This is a genomic window from Streptomyces manipurensis, from assembly GCF_049570255.1.
GTDB lineage: Bacteria > Actinomycetota > Actinomycetes > Streptomycetales > Streptomycetaceae > Streptomyces > Streptomyces manipurensis.
In genome coordinates this window covers 5,669,441-5,692,787 of sequence record NZ_CP186950.1, presented here as the reverse complement: position 1 = coordinate 5,692,787, position 23,347 = coordinate 5,669,441, and the positions used below count along the sequence as shown (strand labels likewise).

Genomic DNA, 23,347 nt, shown 5'->3' with positions numbered 1-23,347 from the left:
GGACCGCCGCCCCGCGCCGCCGGACCCGCGGGTGGGGCGGGGCCACGGCGGAACGTCCCCGCAGGACGAGGCGCCACCGGCCCGTACGGCCGGGACGGGCCCGCGCGCGCCGAGCCGAGGAGACGTTCCGGCGGGGCGCCGCCCCGCGCCGCCCCGGCCGCTACGGGAGCACCGCCAGCCCGTCCAGCTCCACCAGTGCCTCCTCGTCCCAGAGGCGGACCACCCCGACCACCGCCATCGCCGGATAGTCCCGGCCCGCCAGCCTGCGCCAGATCCGGCCCAGTTCGGGCGCGTGCGTGCGGTACGCGGCCACGTCCACCGCGTACACCGTGACCCGGGCCAGGTCCGCCGGGGCCCCGCCCGCCGCCGCCAGGGCCGTCAGGAGGTTGGCCAGGGCCGTCTCGAACTGGGCGGGCAGGTCCTCCCCGACCACCTTGCCCGCCCCGTCCAACGCGGTCTGCCCGGCCAGGAACACCAGGCGGGAGCCGGCGGCGGCCGTCACCGCGTGCGAGAAGCCGGTCGGCGGGGACAGCTCCGCCGGGTTGACGCGGTCGAGGCTCACGGCCCGGCCACCTCCTCCGCCCCGGCCCCGGCCGGCCGCGCGGCCGCCGCCGCCCCGTACAGCTCCTTCGCGATGATCGTGCGCTGCACCTCGCTCGCCCCCTCGTAGATCCGCGGCGCCCGCACCTCCCGGTAGAGGTGCTCCAGCAGGTGGCCCCGGCGCAGGGCGACCGCCCCGTGCAGCTGCACCGCGTGGTCCACCACGTACTGGGCGGTCTCCGTGGCCAGCAGCTTCGCCATCGCCGCCCGGCGGGGCACGTCCGCGGCGCCCCGGTCGTACGCGCCCGCCGCCGCGTACACCAGCAGCCGGGCCGCCTCGGTGCGGGTGGCCATCTCGGCGACCCGGTGCGCCACCGCCTGGAGGTCGCTCAGGTGTCCGCCGAACGCGGTCCGTCCCGCCGTGTGCGCGACGGTCGCGTCGAGCGCGGCCCGGGCCATGCCCACCGCGAACGCGCCGACGCTCGGCCGGAAGAGGTTGAGGGTGTCCATGGCGACGCGGAAGCCCCGGCCGGGCTCGCCGAGCAGGTCCTCCGGGCCGACCGGCACCCCGTCGAAGGCCAGCGAGCCGATCGGGTGCGGGGAGAGCATGTCCAGCGCCCGGCCGGAGAGGCCGGCCCGGTCGGCGGGGACCAGGAAGGCGGAGATGCCCTTCGAGCCGGGTCCCTCACCCGTGCGGGCGAACACGGTGTAGAAATCCGCCTCGGGGGCGTTGGAGATCCAGCACTTCTCCCCGACGAGCCGCCAGCCGCCCGCCGGGCCGGGCTCCGCCGCCAGCGCCAGCGCCGCCGCGTCCGATCCGGCCCCCGGCTCGCTCAGCGCGAAGGCCGCGACCGCCCGCCCCGCACGCACCCGCGGCAGCCAGCGCTCCCGCTGCGCGTCGCTTCCGGACCGCAGCACCGGATGGGCGCCCAGGCCCTGGAGCGCCAGGGCCGTTTCGGCCTCGGTGCAGCCGTAGGCGAGGGACTCCCGCAGCAGGCACAGTTCCAGCGCGCCCGCGCCGAACACCCGCTCCAGCAGGCCCAGCTCGCCGAGTTCCGCCAGCAACGGCCGGTTGACCCGGCCCGGTTCACCCTTCTCTGCGAGCGGCCTCAGCCGGTCGGCCGCCAGTGCGCGCAACTGCCCGCACCACTCCTCCTGGTCCACCCCGAGCGCGAATCCGGTCATCCGAACATCCCCGCATCTATCGCGTCCTGTTGACTGCCGTCACCATCACGATACGCTCCAGGGACCGGCTCCCGGCGGTGTACGGGAGAACGGCGCACGGCCGGCCCCACCCCACCCCGGACGCCGCAAGGGGGGCGAACCCGCCTTGGACCTCAAGCCTTCCGCTCACACCGACACCTTCGCCCGGGACCACCTGCCACCGCAGGAGGCCTGGCCGGAGCTCCTCTTCGATCTGCCCGAGCTGGCCTACCCGGACCGGCTCAACTGCGGCGCCGAGCTGCTCGACGGCACCCTCGCCCGGCTCGGCCCCGGCGCCGCCGACCGCCCCGCCTTCCGCAGCGGCACCGGCGAGGTGTGGACGTACGGCGGGCTGCGCGAGCGCGTGGACCGCCTCGCGCACGTGCTCACCGCCGACCTCGGGGTGGTCCCCGGCAACCGCGTCCTGCTGCGCGGCCCCACCGACCCCTGGCTCGCCGCCTGCTGGCTCGCCGTGATGAAGGCGGGCGCGGTGGCGGTGACCGTACTGCCCCAGCAGCGTGCGCAGGAACTGGCCACGGTGTGCGCGATGGCCCGGGTCGGACACGCCCTGTGCCATGCGGACGTCCTGGACGACCTGGTCAAGGCGGAGGTCCCGGGGCTGCGGATCACCCCCTACGGGGGCGGCGCGGCGGACGACCTGCTCCGGCTCGCGGAGAGACACCCGGAGCCCTACGAGGCGGTCCCCACCTCCGCCGACGACGTGGCGCTGATCGCCTTCACTTCCGGGACCACCGGCCGCCCCAAGGGCTGCATGCACTTCCACCGCGACGTGCTCGCCGTCGCCGACACCTTCTCCCGGCACGTGCTGCGCCCCCGCCCGGACGACGTGTTCGCCGGCAGCCCGCCCCTCGGCTTCACCTTCGGTCTCGGCGGGCTCGTCGTCTTCCCGCTGCGCGCCGGGGCGTCGGCGCTGCTCCTGGAGGACGCGGTGCCGCGCAGGCTGCTCCCGGCGCTCACCGAGCACCGGGTGACGGTCCTGTTCACCGCCCCCACCGCCTACCGGAGCATGCTGGACGCCCTCGGCCCGTACGACGTGGGCGCGTACGACCTGTCCGCGCTGCGCCGCTGCGTGTCGGCCGGGGAGAACCTGCCGGCCGCCACCTGGCAGGCCTGGTACGAACGCACCGGGCTGCGGATCGTCAACGGCATCGGGGCGACCGAGCTGCTGCACATCTTCATCTCCGCCGCGGACGAGGAGGCCAGGCCCGGCACCACCGGCCGCGCGGTGCCCGGCTGGCAGGCCCGGGTCGTGGACCCGGCCGGGCGGCCGGTGCCGGACGGCGAACCGGGGCTGCTGGCCGTACGCGGCCCGGTGGGCTGCCGCTACCTGGCCGACCCCCGCCAGGGCGAGTACGTGCGGGACGGCTGGAACCTGACGGGCGACACCTACGTCCGCGACCCGGAGGGCTGGTTCCGCTACGTCGCCCGCGCCGACGACATGATCATCTCGGCCGGGTACAACATCGCCGGCCCGGAGGTGGAGGAGGCCCTGCTGCGCCACCCGGACGTGACGGAGGCGGCCGTGGTGGGCCGCCCGGACGAACGGCGCGGCCAGGTCGTCGTCGCGTACACCGTCGCCCGCGAGGGCGCGACCCTGACGGAGGAGGCCCTGCGCGCCTTCATGCGGGCGGAGCTGGCCCCGCACAAGTGCCCGCGCTCCTTCGTCTTCCTCCCCGCGCTCCCCCGCACCGCCACCGGCAAGCTGCAGCGCTTCCGCCTCCGCGATCAAGGAACGGCGGCGGACCGGCCAGAGCGCCTAGAGTGAAGCCGTGGTCGAGCAGCACACCCCGCGATCCCTGATCGTCACGTTCTACGGAGCCTACGGGCGGGCCTTCGAGGGCCCCGTCCCGGTGTCCGCGCTGGTCCGCCTGCTGGGCGCGGCCGGCGTCGACGCCCCGTCGGTCCGCTCGTCGGTGTCCCGGCTGAAGCGGCGCGGCTTCCTGCTGCCCGCGCGGGCGGCGGACGGCTCGGCGGCGTACGGGCTCTCCGACGAGGCGCGCCAGCTGCTGGACGACGGCGACCGGCGCATCTACGGCAGCCCGCGGCTGTCGGACGAATGGCTGGTGGCGGTGTTCTCCGTGCCCGAGCAGGAGCGCAGCAAGCGCCACCTGCTGCGCTCCCGGCTGGCCGGGCTCGGCTTCGGCGCGGTGGCGCCGGGTGTGTGGATCGCCCCGGCCAGGCTGGCGGAGGAGACCGCGCACACCCTGGAACGGCTGCGCCTGACCGCGTACGTGGAGCTCTTCCGCGGCGGCCACCTCGGCTTCGCCCCGACGGCGGAGGCGGTGGCCCGCTGGTGGGACCTGGCGGCGCTGGCCAAGCAGCACGAGGAGTTCCTCGACCGGCACGAGCCGGTCCTGCGCGCCCTGCAGTCGGGCCCGGACCCCACCCCGGAGGAGGCCTACCGGGGCTACCTGCTGGCCCTGGACAGCTGGCGCCGCCTGCCGTACGCGGACCCGGGCCTGCCGCGGGAGCTGCTGCCCTCGGACTGGCCGGGCGACCGCTCGGCGGCGGTCTTCGCCGAGCTCAACGCCCGTCTGCGGGACACCGGCGCGCGGTTCGTGGACGCGTAGGCCGCACCCGGCACGGCCCGGCCCGCCCGCCGGCCCCGGCCGTCCCGGCCGCCCTCGCGGAAAACGGCGGTGCGGGCCGGGCGGGCGCCGCGGCAGGATGAGCCATGACCTGGACCTTCACCACCGACCTGACCGCCTACCGGGCCGCGGCGGGCGCCGCCGTCGCCGCGCGGCCGGCGCCCCACACCCTGCTGCTGAGCGTCGCGGACGCCCTGGAGCGGCGCGGGCTGCACGCCTTCGGCCCCGAGGCCCCCTTCTTCGGCTGGTGGACCGGGGCCGACGGCGCCGTCTCCGGCGCGCTGCTGTGCACTCCGCCGCACCCGTTGCAGTTGGGCGCGCTCCCGCCGGAGGCGGTCGCCGCGCTGGCCGGTGCCCTCGCCACCGAGCCGCTGCTGGCCGGGCTCGGCGGGATCAACGCCCGCCGCGCGGACGCGGAGGCCCTGGCGGCGGCCTGGGGCCGGCCCACGCGGGTCGTCGAGGAGCTGCGCCTGTACCGGCTGGCGGGGCTGGTCCCGCCGCGGCCCGCCCCGGCGGGCCGGGCCCGGGTCGCGGCCGGGGCGGATCTGCCGCTGCTGGTCGAGTGGATGGGGGCGTTCCACGCCGAGCTGGAGATCCCGGCCGGCGCCTCGGAGACGCTGGTGCGCGACCGGCTGACGTACGGCGGTTTCCTGCTGTGGGAGGACGGCGGCGCCCCCGTCGCCCTGGCGTCCTTCTCCCGCCCGATCGGCGCGGCCTCCCGCGTCGGCCCGGTCTACACCCCGCCCGCCCTCCGGGGCCGCGGCTATGCCGCGGGCGTCACGCACGCGGCGAGCGGGGCGGCGTACGCGGCGGGCGCCTCGGAGGTCGTCCTCTTCACGGACCTGGCCAACCCCACCAGCAACGGGATCTACCGGCGCCTGGGCTACCGCCCCGTGGAGGACCGCGTCCGCATCGCCCCGGCGTAGCGGGCTTTCAGCCGCGGCCCGTGGGGGGCTTGCGGCTGCCGGCGCGGTAGGGGGCGGGCCAGGGGGCTGCCGGGCCCTCGTAGGACTGGTCGGCGGCCGCGTGCAGGGTCCAGTGGGGGTCGTACAGGTGCGGGCGGCCGAGGGCGCAGAGGTCGGCCCGGCCTGCCAGCAGCAGGGAGTTGACGTCGTCCCAGGAGGAGATGGCGCCGACGGCGATGACGGGGACGCCGAGCGCGTTGCGGATCCGGTCGGCGTACGGGGTCTGGTAGGAGCGCCCGTACTCGGGGGCCTCGTCCGCGACGACCTGGCCGGTGGAGACGTCGATGGCGTCGGCGCCGCGGGCGGCGAAGGCCGCGGCGATCTCCACGGCCTCCTCGGGCGAGGTGCCGCCGGGTGCCCAGTCGGTGGCCGACAGGCGCACGGTCATGGGGCGTTCGGCGGGCCAGACCGCGCGGACGGCGTCGAAGACCTCCAGCGGGAAGCGCAGCCGGTTCTCCAGGGAGCCGCCGTATTCGTCGTCGCGGTGGTTGGTCAGCGGTGAGAGGAAGCCGGAGAGCAGGTAGCCGTGGGCGCAGTGCAGTTCGAGCAGGTCGAAGCCACAGTCGGCGGCGCGGACGGCGGCCTCGGCGAACTCGGAGCGCAGTGCGGCCAGGTCGGCCCGTTCCAGGGCGCGCGGGGAGGCGGAGACGCCCGGCCGGTAGGGCAGGGCCGAGGCGGCCACCAGCGGCCAGTTGCCGTGCGGAAGGGGGTCGTCCATGCCCTCCCACATGACCTTGGTCGATCCCTTGCGGCCCGCGTGCCCGAGCTGGACGCCGAGGGCGGTGCCGGGTGCCGAGGTGTGCACGAAGTCGGTGATGCGCCGCCAGGCGTCGGCCTGTTCCCGGGTGTAGAGGCCGGCGCAGCCGGGGGTGATGCGGCCCTGCTCGCTGACGCAGACCATCTCGGTCATCACCAGGCCGGCTCCGCCCAGGGCCCGCGCGCCGAGGTGGACGAGGTGGAAGTCGCCGGGGACGCCTTCCTCGGCCGAGTACACGTCCATCGGCGAGACGACGACCCGGTTGCGCAGGGTCAGTCCGCGCAGGGTGAGCGGGGTGAACATGGGCGGTGTGGCGTCGTCGGGGCAGCCGAAGTCGCGTTCCACGGCCCGGGTGAAGCGTTCGTCGCGCATCCGCAGGTTGTCGTGGGTGACGCGGCGGCTGCGGGTGAGCAGGTTGAAGGCGAACTGCCGGGCGGGCTGGTCGACGTATCCGGCGAGTTCCTCGAACCACCGGCGGCTGGCGGCGGCGGCCCGCTGGGTGCTGGCGACGGCCGGGCGGCGGGCCCGCTCGTACGCGGCGAGGGCGGCCGGCACGTCGCCCGGTGCGGCGGCGACGGCCTCGGAGAGGGCGAGGGCGTCCTCCACGGCCAGCTTGGTGCCGGATCCGATGGAGAAGTGGGCGGTGTGCGCGGCGTCCCCGAGCAGGACGGTGTTGCCGTGGGACCAGTGCGCGTTGACGACGGTCCGGAACTGCGTCCACGCCGAGTGGTTGCCGCGCAGCGGGCGTCCGCGCAGGGCCTCGCTGAAGATCTTCGCGCAGCGGGCCGCAGACTCCTGCTCGTCGCACAGGTCCAGGCCGGCGGCCTGCCAGACCTCCTCCCGCATTTCGACGATCACGGTGGAGGCGTCGGCGGCGTAGGGGTAGGCGTGCAGTTGCATGACGCCGTGCTCGGTCTCCGCGATCTCGAAGCGGAAGGCTTCGAGGGCGAAGTCGGCGGCGAGCCAGATGTAGCGGCAGCGGCCTGCGGTCAGGGTGGGCCGGTAGTGGGCGGCGCCGGCTTCGCGGACGGCGCTGTGCACCCCGTCCGCGGCGACCACCAGGTCGTGGGAGGCCTCCAGTTCGCGCACGTCGGGGGCCTCGGCGCGGAAGCGGAGGCGAACGCCGAGACCGGCGCAGCGTTCGTGCAGGATCTCCAGGAGCCGGCGCCGTCCGACGGCCGCGAAGCCGTGGCCGCCGGAGGTGAGCAGCCGTCCGCGGTGGACGACGTCCACGTCGTCCCAGCGCACGAACTCGGCCCCCAGGGCGGCGTGCACGACGGCGTCGGCACGTTCGATGCCGCCGAGGGTCTCGTCGGAGAGGACGACGCCGAAGCCGAAGGTGTCCTCGGGGGCGTTGCGCTCCCAGACCTCCACGGTGTGGCCCTGGCGGGCCAGCAGTGCGGCGGCGTACAGGCCTCCCGGTCCGCCGCCGACGACGGCCACCCGCAATGCGCTGCCGGCGTCCATGGCGCTACCTGCCCTCCCACTGCGGCGGCCGTTTCCCGGTGAAGGCCGCGTGGAACTCGGCGTAGTCCCTGCCGTTCATGAGCAGGGCCTGGGTGGAGGCGTCCAGCTCGACCGAGGCGGCGAGCGGCATGTCCAGCTCGGCGGTGAGCAGGGCCTTGGTCTGCGCGTGGGCGAGGGCGGGGCCCGCGGCCAGGCGGGCGGCGAGTTCGGCGGCGCGCACGTGGGCCTTGCCCTCGTCGGTGAGCTCGCTGAGCAGGCCGATCCGCTCGGCCTCGGCGGCGCGTACGGGCTCTCCGAGCATGAGCAGGCGGGTGGCGTGGCCCAGGCCGACGACCCGGGGCAGCAGGTAGGCGGCGCCCATGTCCCCGCCGGAGAGGCCGACGCGGGTGAAGAGGAAGGCGAAGCGGGCGGTGGGGTCCGCGATGCGGAAGTCGGCGGCGAGGGCGAGGACGGCGCCGGCCCCGGCGGCCACCCCGTGCACGGCGGCGATCACCGGGAAGGGGCATTCCCGGATCGCGCGGACCACCTGGCCGGTCATCCGGTTGAAATCGAGGAGCTGCGCGGTGTCCATGGCGAGGGTGGCGCCGATGATCTCGTCCACGTCCCCGCCGGAGCAGAAGCCGCGGCCCTCGCCGCCGAGGACGAGGGCGCGCACGGAGCGTTCGCGGGAGAGTTCGGCGAGGAGATCGCGCAGGTCGGCGTAGGCGCCGAAGGTGAGCGCGTTGATCTTCTCGGGCCGGTCGAAGGTGACGGTGGCGACGCCGTCCTGCCGGGTGACCCGGAGGTGCTGCCACCGTTCGGTCGCTGGTGTGGAACCGGTGAAGGGGCTCACGACTCCGACGGTATCACCCGATCGTGACTGCCGTCACAGAAACACGACAGAGGGGAAGGCGGGCGCGCCGCACCGGCGCCCCGGCCCGGGCGGCCGGGGCGGTAGCGGCAGTCGCGGCGGCAGCGGCAGCGGCGCAGGCGCCGGATCGCTCCGGCGGGCGTATGACTATGCGTCAGCCGGGGTGGGGCGGCCGAGGGTGGCCACGAGGACGGCCTTGATCGTGTGCAGCCGGTTCTCGGCCTCGTCGAAGACGACGGAGTGCTCGGACTCGAACACCTCGTCCGTCACCTCCAGGGAGTCCAGACCGTGCCGCTCGTGGATCTCCCGGGCCACCTTGGTGCCGAGGTCGTGGAAGGCGGGCAGGCAGTGCATGAACCTCACGTCCGGGTTCCCGGTGGCACGCAGCACGTCCATGGTCACCGCGTACGGCGACAGGGCGGCGATCCGCTCGTCCCAGACCTCCTTGGGCTCGCCCATGGAGACCCAGACGTCGGTGACCACGAAGTCGGCCCCGCCGACCCCCTCGGCGACGTCCTCGGTCAGCGTGATCCTGGCACCGCTGTGCGCGGCCAGCCGGCGCGCCTCGGCCACGACCGGCCCGGCGGGCCAGTAGCTCCGGGGCGCGACGATACGGACGTCCATGCCCAGCAGGGCGCCGGTGACGAGGTAGGAGTTGCCCATGTTGAAGCGGGCGTCACCGAGGTAGGCGAAGGCGATCCGGTCCAGCGGCTTGGCCGTGTGCTCGGTCATGGTGAGGACGTCGGCCAGCATCTGGGTGGGGTGCCAGTCGTCGGTGAGGCCGTTGAAGACGGGGACACCCGAGTGCGCGGCCAGCTCCTCGACCGCCTTCTGACTGTCGCCCCGGTACTCGATCCCGTCGAACATCCGCCCGAGCACCCGGGCGGTGTCCCGGACCGACTCCTTGTGGCCCATCTGGGAGCCGGCCGGGTCCAGGTAGACGGTGTGCGCCCCCTGGTCCGCGGCCGCCACCTCGAAGGCGCAGCGGGTGCGCGTCGAGGTCTTCTCGAAGATCAGGGCGATGTTCCGTCCCTGGAGCAGACGCTGTTCGACCCCGGCCCGCTTGGCCGCCTTCAGCTCGGCGGCGAGCTCGACCAGGCCGCGGAACTCGGCGGCCGTGAAGTCCAGCTCCTTGAGAAAACTGCGGCCTCGGAGGTCGGGGGCCATGGGGTCGCTCCAGCGTCACGGTGACAGGGGATGATGGAAGTCTATACGACGCCTCGTATTGATATACAGACCCCTGCCCCGGTCCGCCTCAGACGGCGTCCCGCTCCACCGGACAGCTCATGCAGCGCGGCCCGCCCCGGCCGCGGCCCAGCTCGCTGCCGGGGATCTCGATCACCTCGATCCCCTGTTTGCGCAGGTGCGTGTTGGTGGTGACGTTCCGCTCGTACGCCACCACCACACCCGGCTCCACGGCGAGCACGTTGCAGCCGTCGTCCCACTGCTCCCGCTCCGCGGAGTGCACGTCCTGCGTCGCGGTCAGCACGCGGATGGAATCGAGCGAGAGCGCCGCCGCGATCGCCCGGTGCATGTGGTCGGCCGGGTGGTCGGTCACCTTCAGCTCGTTCGCCCCGACGCCCGGCTCGATCGTGTAGGAGGGCAGCATGCCCAGTCCCGCGTACTGGGTGAACGTATCTCCGTCGACCATGGTCATCACCGTGTCCAGGTGCATGAAGGCCCGCGCCTTGGGCATGTCCAGCGCCACGATGGTGGTCGCCGATCCCGCCGCGAACAGGCCGCGCGCCAGCATCTCCACGGCCTGCGGCGTGGTCCGCTCGCTCATCCCGATCAGCACCGCGCCGTTGCCGATCACCAGCACGTCCCCGCCCTCGATGGTCGAGGGGTAGTCCGCCTGCCCCTGCGACCAGTAGTGGAAGGCCCCGGACGAGGTGAACAGCGGGTGGTGGCGGTAGATCGCCTCGAAGTGGACGGTCTCGCGCTGCCGGGCCGGCCAGCGCATCGCGTTGATCGACACCCCGTCGTAGATCCAGGCGGAGGTGTCCCGGGTGAAGAGGTGGTTCGGCAGCGGGCCCAGCAGGAAACCGTCCAGGTCCAGGGCGTGGAAGCGCACGGACACCGGCTCGGCGTGCCGCTCCAGGAACTCCCGCTTGGTCATCCCGCCGATCAGCGCCTCCGCGAGGTCCGCGGAGGACAGGCCGTCGAAGGCCTGCCGCAGGTGGTCGGTGGCGAGCGGCCCGTACTCCTTCTCGTCGAAGACCCGGTCCAGCACGAGGTGCCGCGCCTCCGGGACCTCCAGGGCCTCGCACAGCAGGTCCCCGAAGAGGTGGACCTCCACCCCCCGGTCACGCAGCACGTCCGCGAAACCGTCGTGCTCCTGGCGCGCCCGGCGCACCCACAGCACGTCGTCGAAGAGGAGCGCGTCCTTGTTCCTCGGTGTGAGCCGCTTCAGCTCCAGGTCGGGCCGGTGGAGGATGACGCGGCGCAGCCGCCCGGTCTCGGAGTCGACATGGAATCCCATGCCCTACACGTTCGCAGACCGGACGGCCTTTTGAGGCGGGGTCGGCTCAGCGGGGCAGCCCGACGCCGAGAAGTGCCTCCGGGGCGCCGGTGATTTCCGGCGTCAGGAGGCCCAGCTTGGGCGTCGTCAGGTTCGGCAGGCCGGAGTTGGAGCCGTCCGGCATCGTCAGCGGGGAGCCGAGGACCGCGCCCGGGGTGCGGGTGCGGACCGTGGTCGAGGGCGACTCGACGGAGCCCTCGCCGTCGGTCTCCGGCCGGCCCGCCAGGTTCGGCAGCGGAGAGGTCACCAGCGTCCGGCCCAGCTCGGCGGCGATCGGCACCGACGGGAGCAGCGGGGTGGGGAGCATGTCCCCCTTGTGCATGCGGGGAGCCTCGGGCGCCCCGACGACCGGCAGCGGCACCGCGGTCGCGATGTGCGGCACGTCCAGGCCCGTCGTGGCCTCCACGCCTTCGAGCGGTACCCCCACCGGCACCCCGTCGGCCAGGGCCGGGGTGGCCGCACCGGCCACCGCCATACAGGTCAGGAGCGCCGCAATGCTTCCGCGCGCGGTCATCTTCATAGGTGACGTTCCGTCCTTCCGGGGTCGCGGTCGTTCCGCTGCCCTGGATGAACGATCCCGCCGCCGGTTTCCCCGGGCTTCACCGCGAAAGTTCCCCCATACGACCTAATTCGGGGCCGTGCGGGGGCTCCGCCTTTACGCCCGGACCGGCCGGACGGGCTCCCTCGCCCCGACCGGACGGGCCCGGACCGTGCCCCGTCGTGCCGGCACGGTCCGGGGCCCGGCCGGGCCCGCGGGTCACAGCCGGGGGTCGACCGGCTCCGACTCCAGCGCGAGCACCGCGAAGACGGCCTCGTGGACCCGCCACAGCGGGTCCCCCGCCGCCAGCCGGTCCAGTGCCTCCAGCCCGAGCGCGTACTCGCGCAGGGCGAGCGAGCGCTTGTGCCCGAGGGACCGCTCCCGCAGGAGCTCCAGCTGCTCCGGACGCGTGTACTCCGGGCCGTAGATGATCCGCAGGTACTCCCTTCCGCGGACCTTCAGGCCGGGCTGGACCAGCCGCCCGGCGCCGTCCCTCGCGTACGCCCGGAGCGGCTTGACGACCATGCCCTCGCCGCCCGCCGCGGTCAGCGCCAGCCACCAGTCGGTGCCGGCCCGGACGGACTCCTCGTCCCCGGTGTCCACCAGGACGCGGCCGGTCCCGCGCAACAGCCCCGTACCGCCGGGCGCGGCGGGGTCGTCCGCCGCCACCAGCCGGTCCAGCCAGGCCAGTTGCGCGTCGTGCGGTACGGCCGCCAGCGACCGGCCCGCGGCCGCCAGCACCTGGAAGGGCGCGAACCGCACGCCCTCCAGCCCGTCGGTGCTCCAGCAGTAGCGGCGGTAGGCCTCGGTGAAGGCCGCCGCGTCCGCGGCCCGCCCGCGCTGCTGCTCCAGCAGCCCGCCGGTGTCGAGGCCCCGGGCCGTGGCCGCCTCCAGCGCGGCGACCACGTCGGGGAGGACGGCGCGGGAGGCCGCGCCCACGGCGGCGTACTGGTTGCGCAGCAGACCGGTGGACTTCAGGGACCAGGGCAGCAGTTCGCCGTCGAGTAGCAGCCAGTCGGTCTCCAGCTCCTCCCACAGTCCGGCGCCGGTGACGGCCGCGCGCAGCCGGGCCAGCACCTCCTCGGTGACCTCCGGGTCCTTGAAGAAGGGCCGTCCGGTGCGCGTGTAGACCGAGCCGGTCGGACCGTCCACGCCGAACCGCTCCCGTGCCGCGCCGGCGTCCTTGCAGACCAGGACGGTGGCGCGGGAGCCCATGTGCTTCTCCTCGCACACGACTTCGGCGATGCCGTCCTTGCGGTACTGCGCGAAGGCCTCGGCCGGGTGCTCCAGGTACCCGTCCTCGCGGGAGGTGGCGGTCGGCGCCATGGTCGGCGGCAGGTAGGGGACCAGCCGGGGGTCCACCGCGAAGCGGCTCATGACCTCCAGCGCGGCGGCCGCGTTCTCCTCCCGGACGGTGACGTTGCGCAGGTGCCGGGTCTCGACGACCCGGCGCCCGTGCACGTCCGCCAGGTCCAGCGGACGGCCGTCGTGGCCGCCCGGGGCCTCGGCGACGAGCGGCTTGACCGGCTCGTACCAGACCTTCTCCGCCGGTACGTCGACCAGTTCGCGCTCGGGCCAGCGCAGGGCGGTCATCCGGCCGCCGAAGACGGCGCCGGTGTCGAGGCAGATGGTGTTGTTGATCCAGGAGGTGTCCGGGACCGGGGTGTGGCCGTAGACGACGACGGCCTTGCCCCGGTAGTCGTCGGCCCAGGGGTGGCGCACGGGCAGGCCGAACTCGTCGGTCTCGCCGGTGGTCTCCCCGTACAGGGCGTGCGAGCGGACCCGGCCCGAGGTGCGGCCGTGGTACTTCTCCGGCAGGCCCGCGTGGCAGACCACCAGCCGGCCCCCGTCGAGCACGTAGTGGCTGACGAGGCCGCGGATGAACTCCCGTACCTCCGCGACGAACTCCTCCGGCTCGTGGGAGAGCTGCTCGATGGTCTCGGCCAGGCCGTGGGTGCGCTGGACCTTCGACCCCTTGAGGTGGCGGCCGAGCTTGTTCTCGTGGTTGCCGGGGACGCACAGGGCGTTGCCGGACTTCACCATGCCCATCACGCGGCGCAGGACGCCGGGGCTGTCGGGACCGCGGTCGACGAGGTCGCCCACGAAGACGGCCGTGCGCCCCTCGGGGTGGACTCCGTCCTCGTAGCCCAGCTTGGCGAGCAGGGTCTCCAGCTCGGAGGAGCAGCCGTGGATGTCACCGACGATGTCGAAGGGGCCGGTGAGGTGCGTGAGGTCGTTGAACCGCTTCTCCCGTACGACCTGCGCGTTCTCCACCTCCTCGACCGAGCGCAGCACGTGGACCTTGCGGAAGCCCTCGCGCTCCAGGCCGCGCAGGGAGCGCCGCAGGTCGCGGCGGTGCCGCTGGATGACGGCGCGGGGCAGGCCGGCCCGGTCGGGCCGGGCCGCGTTGCGCTCGGCGCAGACGGACTCCGGCAGGTCCAGGACGATCGCGATCGGCAGGACGTCGTGCTCGCGCGCGAGCTGCACCAGCCCGCGGCGGGCGTCGGCCTGGACGCTGGTGGCGTCGACGACGGTCAGCCGTCCGGCCGCGAGCCGCTTGCCGGCGATGTAGTGCAGGACGTCGAAGGCGTCGCGGCTCGCGCTCTGGTCGTTCTCGTCGTCGGAGACCAGGCCCCGGCAGTAGTCGGAGGAGATGACCTCGGTGGGCTTGAAGTGCTTGCGGGCGAAGGTGGACTTGCCCGATCCGGTGGCCCCGATCAGGACGACGAGGGACAGGTCGGTGACGGGGAGGGTGCGCGGCCGGCGGGCCCCGGAGGGGGCGGTGGCGTCCGGGGTGTCCGGGACTTCGGCCGTGTCCGGGGCGGCCGGGGCGTCGGTGCGGTTCATGCTGCCTCGCCCTCCTTCGGGGTGTCGGTGGTGGTGTTCTCGGTGGGGGTGGTGGTGGGGTCCGGGCCGGTGCGGGTGAAGACGGCCATCTGGGTCGGCGACCCCACCTCGGGGTCGTCGTCGCCGACGGGGACGTACGCGACGGTGTAGCCGTGGCGCTGCGCGACCGGCTCCGCCCAGGCGCGGAACTCCTCGCGGGTCCACTCGAAGCGGTGGTCGTCGTGGCGGACGTGCCCGGCCGGCAGGGTCTCCCAGCGGACGTTGTACTCGACGTTCGGGGTGGTGACGAGCACCGTGCCGGGGCGGGCCGCGCCGAACACGGCGTACTCCAGCGCGGGCAGCCGCTCCGGGTCCAGGTGCTCGATGACCTCGCTGAGCACGGCGGCGTCGTAGCCCGCCAGCCGCCTGTCGGTGTAGGCCAGCGATCCCTGCAGGAGGGTGATGCGCGCGCTCTGGCGCTCGCCCATCCGCTCCAGCCGCAGCCGGCGGGCCGCGATCTGCAGGGCCCGCACGGAGACGTCCATGCCGACGATCCGCGTGAAGGACACGTCGCCCAGCAGGGCCTGGAGCAACTGCCCCTGTCCGCAGCCGAGGTCGAGGACGCGGGCGGCACCTGCGGCCTTGAGTGCGGCGAGGATCGCCTCGCGGCGGCGCGCCGCGAGCGGTACGGGCCGCTCCTGCGTGTCGGCGTGCTCGTCCACGGCGTTGTCGATCTCCTCGACCTCGCTGCCGTCGGACTCGGCGAGACGGACCAGTTCGAGCCGCTCGATGGCGTTCTGGGTCAGCCTCTTGTGACGGGCCAGGTAGCGGGAGCTGATCAGGGCGTGCTCGGGGTGGGCGGCGAGCCAGCCGTCACCGGCGCGCATCAGCTTGTCGACCTCGTCCGGGGAGATCCAGTAGTGCTTCGCGTCGTCGAGCACCGGCAGCAGGACGTACAGCTGGCGCAGCGCGTCGGCGAGGCGCAGCTCGCCCTCCAGGACGAGCCGTACGTAGCGGGAATCGCCCCATTCGGGGAACCGCTCGTCGAGCGGCAGGGGTTCGGCGCTCACGTGCTCCCAGCCGAGCGGGCCGAACAGCCGGTGCACCAGCGCGGCACCGCCGCGGGCCGGCAGCACGGGGATCTCGACGCGCAGCGGCAGGGCCCGCTCCGGCAGCTCCGGACGCAGCGCGCACCGGCCCTTGAGGGCGGTGCGGAACACCCCGCCGAGCGCGACGGCGAGCAGCGAGGACGCGGCGTACGGGCGGTCGTTGACGTACTGGGCGAGCGCGGCGTCGGGCGCTCCGCCCCGGCCCTTGCCCCTGCCCCGCCGCACCAGCGCGACGGGGTCCACCTCCAGCATCAGCGCCGCCGTGCACCGCTCGGCCGTGGCCTCGGGGTAGAACACGTGGGCCGTGCCGTGGGACTGGCTCTCCACTCGGACCCGGTCGGGGTGCTTGTGCAGGAGAAAGCCCAGGTCAGTCGCCGGATTCTCGGCGGTCCCGGTGGTGGTGATCGTAAGGAACATGCGGTTCAGCATGACCGTCCGCAGGTGCTCGGGCCAATGGATTTCGGCGCGCGCGGACCCCATCCGTCGCGGGGACCCGGGCTACGGCCGGCATCGACCGCGACGGTGACGGGGTCGGCTGCGAGTGACCGGCGGCGGTGCGGCCGTCGGTCAGGCGATCGTGCGCAGTTCGCGGGCGAGCCGCTCGATGCGGTCCGGGCCGATGCGGCAACAGCCGCCCAGGAGGCGGGCACCCGCGCCGTACCAGGCGGCCACGGGCCAGGGGGCGGCGGTGCCGGGGGACGTCCAGGTGGCCGTGGCCGCGTCCCAGACGGAGCCGTCGTTGGGGTAGGCCAGCAGCGGTTTGCCGGTGACGGCGGCCGCCGCTTCGAGGGCCGGGAGCACGTCCGCCGGGTCGCAGCAGTTCACGCCGACGGCGAGGACCTGCGGGGACTCGGCGGCGAGGGCGAAGGCCTCCCGGAGCGGGTGCCCGGAGCGGGTGCGGCCCCCGGCCACGGTGTACCCGAGCCAGGCCGGGGCACCCGTCTCCGCGAGGACGGTGAGCAGGGCTTCCGCCTCGTCGGGGTCGGGCACGGTCTCCACGGCCAGGACGTCCGGCCCGGCGGCCAGCAGCGCCTCGATGCGGGGCCGGTGGAACGCCGCGAGCCGGCGCACGCTCAGCCCGTACCGGCCGCGGTACTCGGAACCGTCCGCCAGCACCGCCCCGTACGGGCCGACGGACGCCGCCACCCACACCTCGTGGTCGGCGGCCTCGGCGGCCCGGGCGGAGAGGGCGACGCTGCGGTGCAGCAGGGCGGCGGTCCCGGCCCGGTCCCGGCCGGCCGCGGCGCGGGGGTCGTGCCCGATCTGGTAGCTCGCGGTGATGAGCACCTCGGCGCCCGCCCGGGCGTAGGCCGTGTGCGCGGCCTCGACCTGGTCCGGGCGCTCGTCGAGCACGCGGCCCGTCCACATCCCGCCGGAGAGGTCGCAGCCCTGGGCGGTGAGCTGGTTGCTGAGCCCGCCGTCCAGGACGACGGGCCCGCGGGCCAGGGCCTCGGCGAGCGGGCGGGTAGCACGCGGCATCGGTGCGCCTCCTCAGCCGAGCTGGGGCAGCACCTGGGCGGAAATGAGCTCCAGGTGGTCCAGGTCGTCGAGGTCGAGCAGCTGAAGGTAGACGCGGGAGGAGCCGACTCCGCCGTAGGCGGCGATCTTCTCCACGACCTCGGCCGGGGACCCGGCGAGGCCGTTGGCCTTGAGCTCGTCGACGTCACGGCCGATGGCGGCCGCCCGGCGGGCCACCTCGGCGTCGTCCTTGCCGACGCACACGACGAGGGCGTTGGAGTAGACGAGGTCGTCGGGGCGCCGACCGGCCTCCTCGGCCGCTTCCCGGACCCGGCCGAACTGCCGCTCGCTGTCGGCGACCGACGCGAACGGCATGTTGAACTCGTCGGCGTAGCGGGCGGCGAGCCGCGGCGTGCGCCTGGCGCCGTGACCGCCGACCAGGACGGGCACCTTGGCCTGGGCGGGCTTGGGGAGCGCGGGCGAGTTCTCCACGCGGTAGTGGCGTCCCTCGTAGTCGAAGGTGGCGCCGGGCGCGGTGGCCCACAGGCCGGTGACGACGGCCAGCTGCTCCTCCAGCCGGGACATCCGGTCGGGCGGGAAGGGGATGCCGTACGCCTTGTGCTCCTCCTCGAACCAGCCGGCTCCCAGGCCCAGTTCGACGCGGCCGCCGGACATCTGGTCCACCTGGGCCACCTGGATGGCGAGGACCCCGGGCAGCCGGAAGGTGCCCGCCGTCATCAGGGTCCCGAGGCGGATCCGCCGGGTCTCGCGGGCCAGGCCCGCGAGGGTGATCCAGGCGTCGGTCGGCCCGGGCAGGCCGTCCGCGGATCCCATCTTCAGATAGTGGTCGGACCGGAAGAACGCGTCGAAGCCGAGGTCCTCGGTGGCCTTGGCCACCGCGAGGAGCGTCTCGTAGCTCGCACCCTGCTGCGGTTCGGTGAAAATGCGAAGATCCATACCCTCCATCCTGCACGCCCCGCCCCGCCGGGGTGAATCCTCGTCAACCCGACGTGTCGGGCCACCGGTACCGCAGTGACCGGCCCGTACGGAGATCGTTTGGCCGGTCGGAGCCGGACCGCCGGCCCGCGCGCCGGCGGCCTCTCGCCGGTGCGCCCACCGCCCCCTTCCACCGCGGAAGGGCCAGGGCCGAGGAGGCCGCCATGTCCCGCGAGGCCGTGCCGGAGACCCCCCGACAGACCAGCCCGACCGGACGGGCAGCACATCACGGTGCCGTGCGGGAGGAGCCGCGCCCCGGACCGGCGGCCGCACCCGAGCCGCTCCCCGCCCAGGGCGGCGGGGCGCCGAAGGGCCTGCTGCAGCAGATGGAGGAGCTGATGGCGGCGCTGAACGCCGACCTGTCACAGCTCGACGCCGACATCCAGTCCTCCACGGACCGCCTCTCCGGGGCCGGATCCGGGGCCGAGGCCGGGGCCCGCGGCACCGCTGCCGCCGTCGGCGAGCACCGCACGCACCGCCCTTCCTGACCGCCCGGGCCCGGTGCCGGGCCCGGCGGGACCCGGCACCGGCGCCGCGCGGCGGGCCGCCGTCAGGAGACGCCCGAGGCGGAGCCCCGCTCACGGACGGTCATACGGCGCAGCAGGGCCCGTACCCGGTCGCTCGACTCGTCCGCCGCGTCGATCGACTCTATGCACTGCCAGTACAGGGTCTCGTCGTCCGTCCCGCAGGCCACCCCGACCAGGGCTATGCCCACTTCACCGAGCAGCGCCTGCAGTCCGAGCAGCGCCTGCCGCACGTCCGACACCTCGCTCAGCCGCGCCGCCCTCGGCGGCTGGTCCGGCGCACCACCCCCTGCCTGCAGGGCGGCCCGGTCCACCACCCCGCACCCTCTGCCTCCGGCTTCCCCCAGTCCCCGTGCCTCCGATCTGAGCTCCGGCGGCCCGGTGACCGCCAGCCAGCTCCCCACTCCCTGGGCCAGCGCCTGGGCCTGCCAGGCCTCGCCCACGATGTCCCATGCCGCCCCGCTCTGTGCCAGCACGTGCCGGCCGGCCGCGATGAGCCGTACCGCATCCATATGCCGTCCCCCGTCCGCACGACATCCCGCCATCCTCACCACTACCCAGAGTGAGGGCAACGAGTCAGTAAAGCCAGGGGTATTCGGAAAATGTGGACAGAATCGTGATTGTGGAGGAGTCCATCACTCCGAAGAGTGACGATCCGATGTCCGGTCCTCCTTCACGGGGAAGCGCAGCTCGTTCCGTTCGATCTTCGCCGCGAGCGCGTCCAGCACATCCACCCCGAGCACCTCGCAGAACTGCAGCAGGTACGCGAGCACGTCGGCCACCTCGTCGGCCACGCGGTGGGCGGACTCCGGCTCCTCCATCACCCGCGCCGACTGTTCCGGCGTCAGCCACTGGAAGATCTCGACCAGTTCCGCCGCTTCGACGCTCAGCGCGACCGCCAGGTTCTTCGGGGTGTGGTACGGCTCCCAGCCGCGTGCCGCGGCGAACCGTGCCAGGCGCCGCTGCAGGAGGTCCAGCCGCTCCTCGGGCCGCCCCGCCGCGGGTCCGTCGGTCCGCGCGCCGTCGGTCCGCGCGCCGTCCGGGCGGGGGTTCTGCGTCTCGTTCATGGCGACAGGTCTACCACCGAGACCCCCTCGGTGCGCCGGGCGAGGGCCGCGGTCCCCTCCCCCACCGCCGCCGCGAGCCTGACGTGGCCCCGGCCGCAGGACAGCAGCGCCAGGCGCAGGAGTTCGGCGGACTGCCCGCCGTCCAGCCCCGCGTCGAGGCCGTCGGCCAGGACGGTCAGCGCCTGCCGCGCGGACAGCAGTTCCGCGGCCGGGTCCACGTCGAGCACCCCGGGCCCGGTCAGGAGCACCAACGCCAAGGCGAGAAAGCGGAGTTCGCCCGCGCCGAGGCGGACCAGCTCCGTGGCGGGCCGCCCGGGCCCACGCTCCAGCAGCGCGGTGACCGGTTCGCCGGCCGGGGCCCGGACGCCGAGCCCCGCGACGGCTCCCGCGCAGCCGGTACGGGCCGCCTCGGTCAGCAGTGCGTACCGGGTGCCGCATTCGTCGCGGGTGCGGCGCAGCACGTCGGCGAGGTTGGCGCAGTCGCCCAGCAGCCGCCCCTCTCCCGGCGGGACGGGCGCGCGCATCCGGTCCGGCCTGGGGTCGCAGGGGAACACCGCGCGCAGGGCCACGACGACCTGCTCGGCCGCGGCCAGCACCCGGCGCTGGCCGGCGGTGGATCCGGCGACGCGCAGCGGCAGCAGGGCGGTGCCGAGCCGGTCGTCGGGGAGCGGGGCGCGGGTGACGCCGACGGCGCCGCCGGTCAGCCAGGCGGCCTGGACCGACCGGCGGCCGGGGTCGCGCAGGGCCGTGGCGAAGAGGATCTCCCCGTCCTGCGAGAGGCGTTCGCCGACGATCCGCAGCGCGGGCTCGGCCTGGACGGCCAGGTCGAGCCGGACGGGACCGACGGGGCCGTCGACCGTGCAGCCGAGGCGGAAGCCGCGGCGGCCCTGCGCGTCGGGGGTGGCCCGGTCGGGGATGCGGGTCCGCGGGTGCGGGAAGGCCTCGTCCAGGGCGGCGCCAGAGCCGAGCCGCGCCAGGGCCCCGTAGGCGTCCAGCACCTGGGACTTGCCGCTGCCGCTCGGACCGGCGAACAGGGTGACGGGCCCCAGCGGGAAGACGGCGGAGCGGTGCGGCCCGAAGGCGGAGAGCCGCAGCTCGGTGAGGACGGGGCGCTGCGGCCGCGGCCCCGTGGGACCACCGGCGGCCCGGTGGGGAGCGGCCTGCGCGGGCACGGTGGGCGGCGGCCCGGCGGGGGCGCCCGCGGCCGGGGTCGCACCTACGGGCGCGGGCACGTGCTCGGACACGGGCGACAAGACCGGGCCTGGGCCCGAGGGCCGCAGCGGTGGCGACGGCGCAGCCGCAGCGGAGGCGGGTACGGCAGGTGCGGCGGGCGCAGAAGCGGCAGGCACCGATGCGGCGGGTGCCGGCGAGGCGGGCGGCGCCGCTTCGGCCGCGGCCGCTAACGCGAAGGCGAGGAGGGCATCGGGTGCGGGCTCCGCCGCGCCGGTGGCGGCGTCCGGGGCGGTGTCCGGGGCGGTGTCCAGGGTGGCGTCCATGCGCCGGACGGTACGGCCCGCCGGGCACCGCGCGACCCCGGCGAACCGTTCCCTCGTACGGACCTTCCTACGATCGGGGGACGGCGGCCGCCGCGATCCCCTCGACCTCGGTGCCCACCGGAGCCAGCAGGAAGACGTTCCGGTCGACCCGGTGCATTCCGCTGCCCAGCCCGAAGACCACGCCGCTGCTGAAGTCCAGGATGCGCTTGGCCACTTCGCTGTCCGCGCCGGTCAGGTCGAGCAGCACCGGGATCTGCGCGATCAGGTACTCGGCCACCTCCCGGGCGTCCGCGAAGATCTGGACTCTGATCACCACGAAGCGCCGCTGCTCCGCCGCCGCCGCTCCGGGCGACTTGGGAATCGTGCGGTGGTCCACCCGGGAGGGCCATTCGTTGCGACTGCGCAGGGGGACCACCTGCGCGAGCCCTTCCCACTGCTCGTCGGTGACGTCGTACCTGCTCACCGGGCCGCCTCGGCCGCGTGCTTCATGTGCATCCCCCCATCCTCTCGCGTTTCACCCGTTCAGCCCAACAACGACACGGGCGGGGCCGGATACTCTCGGAGACCCGGATGGGTTAGGTTAGGCATACCTAACCCACAGGAGATGGAGAGATCCGCATGCGCATGTTCGGTGCACCCGCCACCCCGGCCGCCCTGCCCACCGCTGCCGAGCGGATCCGCTCGATCCTGGAAGCCGCCCACTCGATGACCGCGGTCACCGAGGACCGGCGCACCGAGGTCCGCCACCTCGACGGCGCCGACCCGATGGGCCGGCTGCACCTGCACCCCGCGGAGCCCGGCGGCGAGTCCGAGTGCCGGCCCGCGATCCGGCTGGAGTTCACCGACGTGGCCCCCACCCCGGTACGGGACCGCGTGCGCGCCCGCGTCACCGTCCTGGGCCGGCTGCTCACCCCCTTCTCCGACCTGTCGGCCGACTCCGGCTCCGGCGCCGGCTCCACCTGCATGGAGTTCGTGCGCGCCGAGCTGGAGACCCCGGACGGTGTCTTCCCCGTGGGCCTGGAGGAGCTGGACGCGGCCCGCCCCGACCCGCTGGCCCCCTACGAGGCGGGCATGCTCACCCACCTCCTGGACGATCACCACGAGCTCGTCACCCTGCTGCTGCGCCTGGTCCAGCCGGCGCCCACCGCGGCGGTCCTGCGCGCCCTGCCCCTCGCCCTCGACCGCTACGGGATCACCCTGCGGCTGGAGGAGCGCAGCGGCCACCGCGACGTGCGGCTGCCGTTCCCCTCGCCCCTCGACGACGTCGAGCAGTCGGGCGCGCAGATCCAGGCGCTCTTCAGCGCGGCCCGGCGGCGCTCGCACCGCAACACCCTCCCCGCCTGAAGGAATCGCCGCGCACGGGGGCCGGAATACCGTCCTGGACGGCCGCGTTGGGGCCGGTCATGAAGGCCATCGCATACAGCGCATACGCAACCACCCCCGAACTCCGGCTCGTCGACTTACCGCAGCCCAAGGTCGCGCCCGGCGAGGTGCTCGTCCGAGTACGGGCCGCCGGGGTCAACCCGGTGGACTGGAAGATCGCCGCCGGTCACCTGGACCAGGTCCTGGAGGTCCGCCACCCGGTCATACCCGGCTGGGACGTCGCCGGCGTCGTCGAGGCGGTCGGTCCGGACACCTTCGACTACGAGGTGGGCGACGAGGTCTACGGATACGTCCGCAAGGAATGGGTGGAGCTCGGCACCTACGCCGAACTGGTCAGCGCCCCCGTCCGCACCCTCGCCCGCAAGCCCCGCTCCCTCACCTTCGAGCAGGCCGCGGGCCTCCCGCTGGCCGCCCTCACCGCCTACCAGTCACTCACGCGCGTCGGCCTCAAGGCCGGCGAGAGCGTCCTGATCCACTCCGCGGCCGGCGGCACCGGATCCTTCGGCGTGCAGATCGCCGTCGCCCTCGGACTGCGCGTCATCGGCACCGCCGGCGCGCACAACCACGACTACCTGCGCTCGCTCGGCGCCGAGCCCGTGCTGTACGGGGAGGGCCTGGCCGACCGGGTCCGGGCGCTGGCCCCCGAGGGCGTCGACGCGGGTCTGGACTTCTACGGGGACGGTGTCGTCGCGACGCTCCAGTCCCTGGTCAAGGAGCGCGGCCGGGTGGTCTCCATCGCCGACTACGAGGCCGCCGCCCAGGGCGCGCACCAGCTGTGGGTGCGGCCGGACACGGCCGACCTGACCTTCCTGTCGGAGCTGGCCGACGCGGGGAAGCTCACCGTGAACGTGGAGCACGCGCTGCCGCTCGCCGAGGCGGCACGGGCCTGGGAGCTCAGCGCCTCCGGCCGCACCCGCGGCAAGATCGTCCTGACGGTCTGAGCACAGCGCGCGGGCCGTCCGGAGCGCACGCTCCGGGCGGCCCGCGCCCCGGGACGCCGGTCGGACGGCGTACCGGGGCACGTCGGCGGGACGGCGC

The 23,347-nt window shown here is 74.7% G+C and carries 21 protein-coding genes; 6 read left to right on the top strand and 15 right to left on the bottom strand.

The window, feature by feature from the left end; translation table 11 throughout:
- Positions 1-160: 160 nt before the first annotated feature.
- Positions 161-562 carry a RidA family protein gene (locus ACPU2J_RS26155; RefSeq protein WP_361589078.1) on the bottom strand — a complete coding sequence of 134 codons (402 nt, stop codon included), beginning with the start codon at positions 560-562 and terminating at the stop codon, positions 161-163.
- Positions 559-1,725 carry an acyl-CoA dehydrogenase family protein gene (locus tag ACPU2J_RS26150; protein WP_361589081.1) on the bottom strand — a complete coding sequence of 389 codons (1,167 nt, stop codon included), beginning with the start codon at positions 1,723-1,725 and terminating at the stop codon, positions 559-561. The genes ACPU2J_RS26155 and ACPU2J_RS26150 overlap by 4 nt, the downstream gene beginning before the upstream one ends.
- Before the next feature lie 145 nt (positions 1,726-1,870).
- On the opposite strand from ACPU2J_RS26150, the gene ACPU2J_RS26145 reads away from it, so the two are divergent.
- The 3 genes from ACPU2J_RS26145 to ACPU2J_RS26135 all read left to right on the top strand — a co-directional run bounded on the left by ACPU2J_RS26145 (position 1,871) and on the right by ACPU2J_RS26135 (position 5,278).
- Complete coding sequence (locus ACPU2J_RS26145; protein ID WP_423834126.1) at positions 1,871-3,529, top strand: AMP-binding protein; 1,659 nt, start codon at positions 1,871-1,873, stop codon at positions 3,527-3,529.
- 4 nt (positions 3,530-3,533) lie between these two features.
- Positions 3,534-4,334 carry a PaaX family transcriptional regulator gene (locus ACPU2J_RS26140; protein WP_361589087.1) on the top strand — a complete coding sequence of 267 codons (801 nt, stop codon included), beginning with the start codon at positions 3,534-3,536 and terminating at the stop codon, positions 4,332-4,334.
- Between the two features lie 104 nt (positions 4,335-4,438).
- Positions 4,439-5,278, top strand: a complete 840-nt coding sequence (locus tag ACPU2J_RS26135; RefSeq protein ID WP_420079311.1) for a GNAT family N-acetyltransferase — start codon at positions 4,439-4,441, stop codon at positions 5,276-5,278.
- A 7-nt stretch (positions 5,279-5,285) separates the two neighbouring features.
- On the opposite strand, the gene ACPU2J_RS26130 is transcribed toward ACPU2J_RS26135, so the two are convergent.
- From ACPU2J_RS26130 to ACPU2J_RS26090, 9 genes are all read right to left on the bottom strand, one after another.
- Positions 5,286-7,541, bottom strand: coding sequence for a bifunctional salicylyl-CoA 5-hydroxylase/oxidoreductase (locus tag ACPU2J_RS26130; RefSeq protein WP_423834125.1), 2,256 nt, complete (start codon positions 7,539-7,541; stop codon positions 5,286-5,288).
- A 4-nt stretch (positions 7,542-7,545) separates the two neighbouring features.
- Positions 7,546-8,373 (bottom strand): enoyl-CoA hydratase family protein, encoded by an 828-nt coding sequence (locus tag ACPU2J_RS26125; RefSeq protein ID WP_365078184.1) that lies wholly within the window; start codon positions 8,371-8,373, stop codon positions 7,546-7,548.
- A gap of 165 nt (positions 8,374-8,538) precedes the next feature.
- Positions 8,539-9,558, bottom strand: a complete 1,020-nt coding sequence (gene argF / locus ACPU2J_RS26120; protein WP_423834124.1) for an ornithine carbamoyltransferase — start codon at positions 9,556-9,558, stop codon at positions 8,539-8,541.
- An 88-nt stretch (positions 9,559-9,646) separates the two neighbouring features.
- Positions 9,647-10,873 carry an arginine deiminase gene (locus tag ACPU2J_RS26115; RefSeq protein ID WP_361589100.1) on the bottom strand — a complete coding sequence of 409 codons (1,227 nt, stop codon included), beginning with the start codon at positions 10,871-10,873 and terminating at the stop codon, positions 9,647-9,649.
- A 46-nt stretch (positions 10,874-10,919) separates the two neighbouring features.
- The gene (locus tag ACPU2J_RS26110; RefSeq protein WP_420079313.1) at positions 10,920-11,426 is read right to left on the bottom strand and encodes a hypothetical protein; all 507 of its coding nucleotides are present in this window, start codon (positions 11,424-11,426) and stop codon (positions 10,920-10,922) included.
- Positions 11,427-11,669: 243 nt separating this feature from the next.
- Positions 11,670-14,297, bottom strand: a complete 2,628-nt coding sequence (locus tag ACPU2J_RS26105; RefSeq protein WP_420079314.1) for a polynucleotide kinase-phosphatase — start codon at positions 14,295-14,297, stop codon at positions 11,670-11,672.
- Positions 14,294-15,802 carry a 3' terminal RNA ribose 2'-O-methyltransferase Hen1 gene (locus ACPU2J_RS26100; RefSeq protein WP_423834123.1) on the bottom strand — a complete coding sequence of 503 codons (1,509 nt, stop codon included), beginning with the start codon at positions 15,800-15,802 and terminating at the stop codon, positions 14,294-14,296. The genes ACPU2J_RS26105 and ACPU2J_RS26100 overlap by 4 nt, the downstream gene beginning before the upstream one ends.
- A 150-nt stretch (positions 15,803-15,952) precedes the next feature.
- The gene (gene mmuM / locus ACPU2J_RS26095) at positions 15,953-16,864 is read right to left on the bottom strand and encodes a homocysteine S-methyltransferase (protein ID WP_420079316.1); all 912 of its coding nucleotides are present in this window, start codon (positions 16,862-16,864) and stop codon (positions 15,953-15,955) included.
- Positions 16,865-16,876: 12 nt separating this feature from the next.
- Complete coding sequence (locus tag ACPU2J_RS26090; RefSeq protein WP_423834122.1) at positions 16,877-17,800, bottom strand: LLM class F420-dependent oxidoreductase; 924 nt, start codon at positions 17,798-17,800, stop codon at positions 16,877-16,879.
- A gap of 203 nt (positions 17,801-18,003) precedes the next feature.
- Here ACPU2J_RS26090 and ACPU2J_RS26085 point away from each other — a divergent pair, with 203 nt between their 5' ends.
- Positions 18,004-18,327, top strand: a complete 324-nt coding sequence (locus ACPU2J_RS26085) for a hypothetical protein (RefSeq protein ID WP_423834121.1) — start codon at positions 18,004-18,006, stop codon at positions 18,325-18,327.
- 62 nt (positions 18,328-18,389) lie between these two features.
- Here ACPU2J_RS26085 and ACPU2J_RS26080 read toward each other — a convergent pair whose 3' ends face one another.
- From ACPU2J_RS26080 to ACPU2J_RS26065, 4 genes are all read right to left on the bottom strand, one after another.
- The gene (locus ACPU2J_RS26080) at positions 18,390-18,875 is read right to left on the bottom strand and encodes a DUF6099 family protein (protein WP_420079318.1); all 486 of its coding nucleotides are present in this window, start codon (positions 18,873-18,875) and stop codon (positions 18,390-18,392) included.
- A 123-nt stretch (positions 18,876-18,998) separates the two neighbouring features.
- The gene (locus ACPU2J_RS26075; protein ID WP_423834120.1) at positions 18,999-19,430 is read right to left on the bottom strand and encodes a nucleotide pyrophosphohydrolase; all 432 of its coding nucleotides are present in this window, start codon (positions 19,428-19,430) and stop codon (positions 18,999-19,001) included.
- A complete protein-coding gene (locus ACPU2J_RS26070) occupies positions 19,427-20,662 on the bottom strand; it encodes an AAA family ATPase (protein WP_423835009.1) in 1,236 nt (411 codons plus the stop codon). The genes ACPU2J_RS26075 and ACPU2J_RS26070 overlap by 4 nt, the downstream gene beginning before the upstream one ends.
- A 331-nt stretch (positions 20,663-20,993) precedes the next feature.
- Positions 20,994-21,389, bottom strand: coding sequence for a cell division protein SepF (locus ACPU2J_RS26065; protein WP_030031705.1), 396 nt, complete (start codon positions 21,387-21,389; stop codon positions 20,994-20,996).
- Between the two features lie 155 nt (positions 21,390-21,544).
- Here ACPU2J_RS26065 and ACPU2J_RS26060 point away from each other — a divergent pair, with 155 nt between their 5' ends.
- Entirely contained in the window at positions 21,545-22,270 is a 726-nt protein-coding gene (locus ACPU2J_RS26060; protein WP_420079320.1) for a DUF2470 domain-containing protein, read from the top strand.
- A gap of 59 nt (positions 22,271-22,329) precedes the next feature.
- Complete coding sequence (locus tag ACPU2J_RS26055) at positions 22,330-23,250, top strand: NADP-dependent oxidoreductase (RefSeq protein WP_361589124.1); 921 nt, start codon at positions 22,330-22,332, stop codon at positions 23,248-23,250.
- Positions 23,251-23,347: the final 97 nt, after the last annotated feature.